We start from the raw sequence: 5574 nt of genomic DNA on the forward strand, positions 1-5574 counted from the left end.
AACCCCCAATAATCACAATACCCGTTAGTATAGAGGAAAACAATCTATCGAATAGCTAATGCAACCCTAGTGGATAGTTATTTTCCCACCCTGACAGGGCTTCTAGCGGGACCATGGCGCGGCGCACAATTCCATATATAGCGTTGTTATATTGAATGATTTTAGATTACAAAAACTGCTCCAGAGGCTAGAGCGGCAGCGAATGCTGCGCCGCAAAGATAGGCAACCATCAGGGGTGGGCGGCTATTCGTCCAACCACGGACGCACGCCGCTCGCATCAGCGCCGGCCAGCGCCTCGCGCATGGTGACGCCGTCCAGTTCGAGTTCAGGGGCGATTTCGGCGAGCGGCGCGAGAACGAAACCGCGCCGGAAAAGCTCCTTGTGCGGCAGGGTTAGCTCCGGATCGTCGATCGCGTGGTCGCCGAGGAAAAGAATATCGACGTCGATCAGTCGCGGCCCCCAGCGCCGCGTCGGCGCGCGGCCCATGTCGGCCTCGATCTTCTTGACCGCGGCGAGCAGCTCATAGGACGCGAGCGCGGTGTCGCCGATGGCGCAGGCGTTGGCGAAATCCCCCTGGTCGAGGTCGCCCCAGGGCGGCGTGCGGTAGAGTCGCGAGACCCGATCGAGTCGCGCCAGCTGACGCGCCTCGATCAGCCGCAGCGCCTCGCGAATATTGGCCGGCTTGTCGCCAAGATTGCTGCCAAGCCCAAATCCGACCCGCATCGTCTCAACCTCCCGGGCGCGCGGCGAGAATGCGCATCACGTCGAAAGCCGCGCGATGCTCCGCGGCGTCATGCACGCGAAAGACCTGCGCGCCGTCGCGCGCGGCGAAAAGATTGGCCGCGAGCGTGCCGACGAGCCGTCCTTCGAGAACGCCGTCGCCCAGGCCCTTAAAGATCGATTTGCGCGAGACGCCGATGAGCAGCGGAAAGCCGAGCGCCAACAGCTCCGGCGTCGCGCGCAGCGCGTCATAATTCTGCTCGCGGCTCTTGCCGAAGCCGATCCCTGGGTCCAGCAGAATATGCCGTTCCGGCACGCCGGCGCGCCGGGCGATCTCGAGCGAGCGGGCGAAGAACCGCTTCATGTCGGCGACGATGTCGATCTGTGGCTCCGTCGTCTCGCGATTATGCATGATCACGACGGCGGCGCCGGCTTGCGCGATCGTTTGCGCCATCAGAGGATCGCGCTGCAGGCCCCACACGTCGTTGACGAGACAGACGCCTTCGCCAAGCGCGCGTCGCGCCGTCTCGGCTTTGTAGGTGTCGATCGACACCGGCGCGCCCGCCTGCGCCACCAGCGCGGCGAGCAGCGGCTCCAGCCGCGCCCACTCCTCTTCCGCGGTGAGCGGCGTGTGGCCGGGGCGCGTCGACTCGGCGCCGACGTCGACGATATCGGCGCCAGTGCTGACGAGCCTCTGCGCCTGCGCCAGCGCGGCGTCACGCGTCGCGAACAGCCCGCCGTCCGAGAAGGAATCGGGCGTGACGTTGACGATCCCCATGATCACGGGGCGCGTTCCGATCAGCGAAAGAAAGCGATCGCGCGCTGTCGCGATCGCCTGGACGTCGAAAGCCAAGCGCGTGTCCCGTCAGTCGTCGTATTTCACATAGGCGAAGCGCTGGTCGGTCTCGGGCGTGCCTTCGAGCGCGCCGCCGGCCTTGCTCGGACGCCAGGAGACGACCTCCTCGATCTTCTTGGCGAGTTCGAAATCCTTGTCGGTGATTCCCTTCGCCGTATGGGTCATGAGCTTCACTTCGACCCATGCGTAGGAGGCGGCGATATCGGGGTGATGCCAGGCGGCCTCGGCGAGATGGCCGACCGTATTGACGACCATCAGCGTGCCCTTCCAGCTGTGCGTCTTGAACTTGCGCCTGATCCAGCCGTTCTCGTAGCGCCAGTGCGGCAGTTCGCGCTTCAGCCGCGCCGCGATCTCCTCTTCGGAATATGCGCGCTCTTCCTTCGCCATCTGAGGCTCCCCTCTTGCGCGGCGCGCCAACGCCGCCATGCGCCGCAACATTCTTTCGCTGAGACGCGTTATAGCCTAAACCGACCCGAAGTCTTCAGTTGCACCAAAAGAGGCGGCATGCCGGCAAAGGTAAGCGTCGCGGCGAGCGCCCGGCTGCATCTGGGTTTTCTCGACATGAACGGCGGGCTTGGGCGCAAGTTCGGCGGCGTCGGCCTCGCGCTCGACGCGCCGGCGACCCGGCTGACCCTGACCCGCGCCGACAAAAACTGCGTCGAGGGCCCCGAAGCCGAACGCGCCGCCGCGCTTCTGGAGCGCGCGCAGGAGGCGCTTGGCCTGACGCAGCGCCACAGGCTGACGCTGGAGGAAGCGATTCCCGCCCATGCGGGCTTTGGCTCCGGCACCCAGCTAGCGCTCTCGGTCAGCGCGGCGCTGCGCCGCCTCGAGGATCTGCCGAATGACCCGGCCGCCGACGCGGCGCTGATGGCGCGCGGCGCGCGCTCCGGGCTCGGCGCCGGCCTGTTTCAGCTGGGCGGCGTCGTGGTCGACGGCGGACGCGGCCCGCAGACGACGACGCCGCCGGTCGTCGCCCGCGCCGAATTTCCCGACGCGTGGCGCGTGCTGCTGGTCTGCGATCCGGGCGATGTCGGGCTGCATGGCGCGGACGAGCGCGACGCCTTCGCCGAACTGCCGCCTTTCGGCGCCGAAACGAGCGGCGAAGTCTGCCGGCTGGTGCTGATGCAGATCCTGCCGGCGCTCGCCGAACGCGAGCTTGCGCCCTTCGGCGCCGCGGTGAGCCGCATTCAGGAGATTGTCGGCGATCATTTCGCCCCGGCGCAGGGCGGACGCCGGTTCACCAGCGGCAAGGTCGAGGCGATCGTCGCGCGGCTGCTCGCCGACGGCGCGACCGGCGGCGGCCAGACCTCCTGGGGTCCGACCGGCTTCGCCTTCGTCGAGAGCGACGCGGCGGCGCGCCGCCTCCTCGGGCGCCACGGCGCGCAGGCGCGCGAAGACGGGCTCGACATCTCCATCCACCGGGGCCTCAACCGCGGCGCGAAGATCGACGCGGTCTACGCGCAGATCGCGTAAAGCAGGCTGTTTCGAGGAGCCTGAACCTACTCGCGCCGCATTTTTATGGCCTGCTCGAACGATGATGTTCGCGCGCCTCGCCATCGCTCTCATCGCCGGCCTCGCCGCCGGCGCCGCTCTCGCGCAGGACGCGCCGTCGAGCGGCGGCGCCTTCATCGGGCGGCTCTTCGATGCGACCGGGTTGCGCACTCCGCCGCCGCCGGCGCAGGATTTCGTGCGCGACTCGCGCTCCGAGCAGTTGCAGTATCGCGCCTTCGACCCGACGCGGGCCAAAGACCCAAAGCGCAAGTCGGCGGCCCATCTGCGCGCCATGAGCGCGGAGCTTGAAGCGGCGGCGGCCGAAACCCGGCGCCGGGCGGGCCGCGTCGCCGCGCCCGACGCGCCGGCCAGGCCGGCCCGCTAACGGCCCCGCGAGCCCGACGCTCGCGGCAAGAGCTTTGCATGTCGACCCAATCTCCTTGATGGTCGCTTCGCCATGGCCTTTGGACCCGACTCCCTGTTCGACTACGGACAAACCGACCCCGGCCTCGCTATCCTGCGCATGTCGGCGTTGCTCGCCGAGGCCGAGGACGACCCGGACGAGGAAACGCTCGATCTGTTGTTTGAACAGGTCGAGGCCGGCCATCTCGTCGACGCCGACCCCGCGCAGATGTGGCCGGAGCTGGTTCGCGGGCTGATGAGCCCCGCGCCGTCGAAACTGATCAAGACGCTGCGCGACTGCGGCGCGCTCTTTGAGATCCTGCCGGAGGTCGCGGCGCTCTTTGGCGTGCCGCAGATTTCCGATGGCGAGGATGAGGTCGATCTCGGCGAACATCTGATGCGATCGCTCGATGCGGCGGCCAAACGCGGCGCGTCCTTGCCCGCGCGTTTCGCGCTGCTGGTGATGAATGTCGGCAAGTCGGATTCGCCGCGCGAACATCTTCCCGTGCATTACCGACATGTCGAGCGCGGGCGCCCGCGCATCGAGGAGATCTGCGCGCGCTTTCGCCCGCCGGCGGAATGTAAGGCGCTCGCGCTGCTGGCGCTCGCCGAATGCGAACGCGTGCATCGCGTTTCGAAAATGCGCGCCGGTCCCGTCGCTTTGATGCTCGAGCGGCTCGGGGCGTTCGACGCGCCGGAGCGATTTCAGGAGCTGATGATCGTCTGCGCCAGCGATTTTTGCGCCCATGCCGGCCGCGAGGGAAAGCCTTACCCCAAGGCGGCGCTGCTGGAGATCGCGCTCAAGGCCTGCGCCGACATTGCGGAGAACGACTCCCCGGAGGCGCGCCAAAGCGCCCGCGCCGAGGCGATCGCGCGGGCGTTTCGCTCGGAGCGCTGGTCGAACGAAGTGGCGTAGTTTTCTCAGCAGCGCCAAGAGCGGACATTGCTTGCGGACTGGGCTTCGCTTGCGGACTGGGCTTCACGCCGATTTTTGAATGAGGTTGGCGCAAGCGTTGGCGTCCAACTTCCCGCCGTTGCGTTCCGCGCCCTCATTGGCGGAACAAGCAAAGCGGGGCTGGCGTTATAGGAGTGGGCGTTGGGGTTTTGTCCAACAAGGGCCTGGCTGAGCCTGGCCCAGGAGTTCCGCCAATGGCGACCTCACGAAAGATAATGACTGCTGCGCTCGCCGCCACGATCGCAATCCCTATGCTGTCAATTTCGAGCCCAGCTTCCGCATGGGGCCGCTGTGGTCGGGGTTTGGGGCCCGGCTACTACGGCATGGCGCTCGGCGCGGCGGCGACACGCCCCTATAGCTACGGCTACTACGGCTCTGCCTATCCATCGGGCTACGGCTATTACGGCGCAGCCGCTTCCGTGCCTGTCGTCGCGAGCGAGGGATATTATTGTGCGACCGACGTGAAAACTTGCTTGCTCCGCGAGCCCGGATGGCTCGGAACAGGTTGTTCCTGCAAAGTGTCGTTCGGCCGCGCACGAGGAATCGTTGAATAAAGCGTAGCAAAGAAGCTGCGGCCGAGATAAGCCATCGGCCGCAGTGTTTCATGACAATATGAGGCGCGGCGCAGCGGTTTCGCGAGTTGAGGATCGTCTGCGCCAGCGATTTTTGCGCCCGATTTTTGCGCCCATGCCACGGCCGCGAGGGCCAGCCTGACCCCAAGGCGGCGCTGCTGGAGATCGCGCTCAAGGCCTGCGCCGACATTGCGGAGAACGACTTAGAGGCGCGCCAAAGCGCCCGCGCCGAGGCGATCGCGCGGGCATTTCGCTCGGAGCGGTGGTCGAGCGAGGTGGCGTAGGGGATGGTGGCAATTTTCCGTTTCGGGGCCACATCCCGCGTTGGAGAACAGTCGTCACATAGATATGCCCATCAAGCTAACGGGATGATCCTGCTAACGATGCCTTCGATTTCGTCGCGCTGGGGTAGCGGCAGTGACTCCCAGAATTTCTCCCCTGACACGAGTTCGATCAACTTCTCCAGATCCTTCGAGCGAAATCCAAGCGGCAAGTATTCTTCTAGGGTCCAGACTCATAACCAATAGCTGATTGTCGCGGCGATGCAGACGGCTGCGAGAAAGTTAGTCGCGCTTCGA

General features: G+C 66.1%; 8 protein-coding genes. 5 read left to right on the plus strand and 3 right to left on the minus strand.

Annotated features, from left to right (window positions below):
* Positions 1-243: 243 nt before the first annotated feature.
* From folK to HUN39_RS18725, 3 genes are read right to left on the minus strand one after another with little or no spacing between them, the layout of a single operon-like run.
* On the minus strand, positions 244-723 hold the full coding sequence (folK, locus tag HUN39_RS18715) for a 2-amino-4-hydroxy-6-hydroxymethyldihydropteridine diphosphokinase (protein ID WP_175095942.1): 480 nt from the start codon (positions 721-723) through the stop codon (positions 244-246).
* 4 nt (positions 724-727) lie between these two features.
* Complete coding sequence (gene folP / locus HUN39_RS18720) at positions 728-1573, minus strand: dihydropteroate synthase (protein ID WP_175095943.1); 846 nt, start codon at positions 1571-1573, stop codon at positions 728-730.
* A gap of 12 nt (positions 1574-1585) precedes the next feature.
* Positions 1586-1963, minus strand: coding sequence for a 4a-hydroxytetrahydrobiopterin dehydratase (locus tag HUN39_RS18725; protein ID WP_175095944.1), 378 nt, complete (start codon positions 1961-1963; stop codon positions 1586-1588).
* Positions 1964-2080: 117 nt separating this feature from the next.
* Here HUN39_RS18725 and HUN39_RS18730 point away from each other — a divergent pair, with 117 nt between their 5' ends.
* The 5 genes from HUN39_RS18730 to HUN39_RS18750 all read left to right on the plus strand — a co-directional run bounded on the left by HUN39_RS18730 (position 2081) and on the right by HUN39_RS18750 (position 5280).
* Positions 2081-3049: a beta-ribofuranosylaminobenzene 5'-phosphate synthase family protein gene (locus tag HUN39_RS18730; RefSeq protein WP_175095945.1), complete on the plus strand. Its 969-nt coding sequence runs from the start codon at positions 2081-2083 to the stop codon at positions 3047-3049.
* Positions 3050-3113: 64 nt separating this feature from the next.
* Complete coding sequence (locus HUN39_RS18735) at positions 3114-3452, plus strand: hypothetical protein (RefSeq protein WP_232366223.1); 339 nt, start codon at positions 3114-3116, stop codon at positions 3450-3452.
* 72 nt (positions 3453-3524) lie between these two features.
* Positions 3525-4385: a tRNA nucleotidyltransferase gene (locus tag HUN39_RS18740; protein ID WP_232366224.1), complete on the plus strand. Its 861-nt coding sequence runs from the start codon at positions 3525-3527 to the stop codon at positions 4383-4385.
* A 233-nt stretch (positions 4386-4618) separates the two neighbouring features.
* Positions 4619-4978: a hypothetical protein gene (locus tag HUN39_RS19375; RefSeq protein ID WP_232366225.1), complete on the plus strand. Its 360-nt coding sequence runs from the start codon at positions 4619-4621 to the stop codon at positions 4976-4978.
* A 125-nt stretch (positions 4979-5103) separates the two neighbouring features.
* Entirely contained in the window at positions 5104-5280 is a 177-nt protein-coding gene (locus HUN39_RS18750; protein WP_232366226.1) for a hypothetical protein, read from the plus strand.
* Positions 5281-5574 lie beyond the last annotated feature (294 nt).

Source organism: Methylocystis silviterrae, assembly GCF_013350005.1.
Taxonomy (GTDB): domain Bacteria; phylum Pseudomonadota; class Alphaproteobacteria; order Rhizobiales; family Beijerinckiaceae; genus Methylocystis; species Methylocystis silviterrae.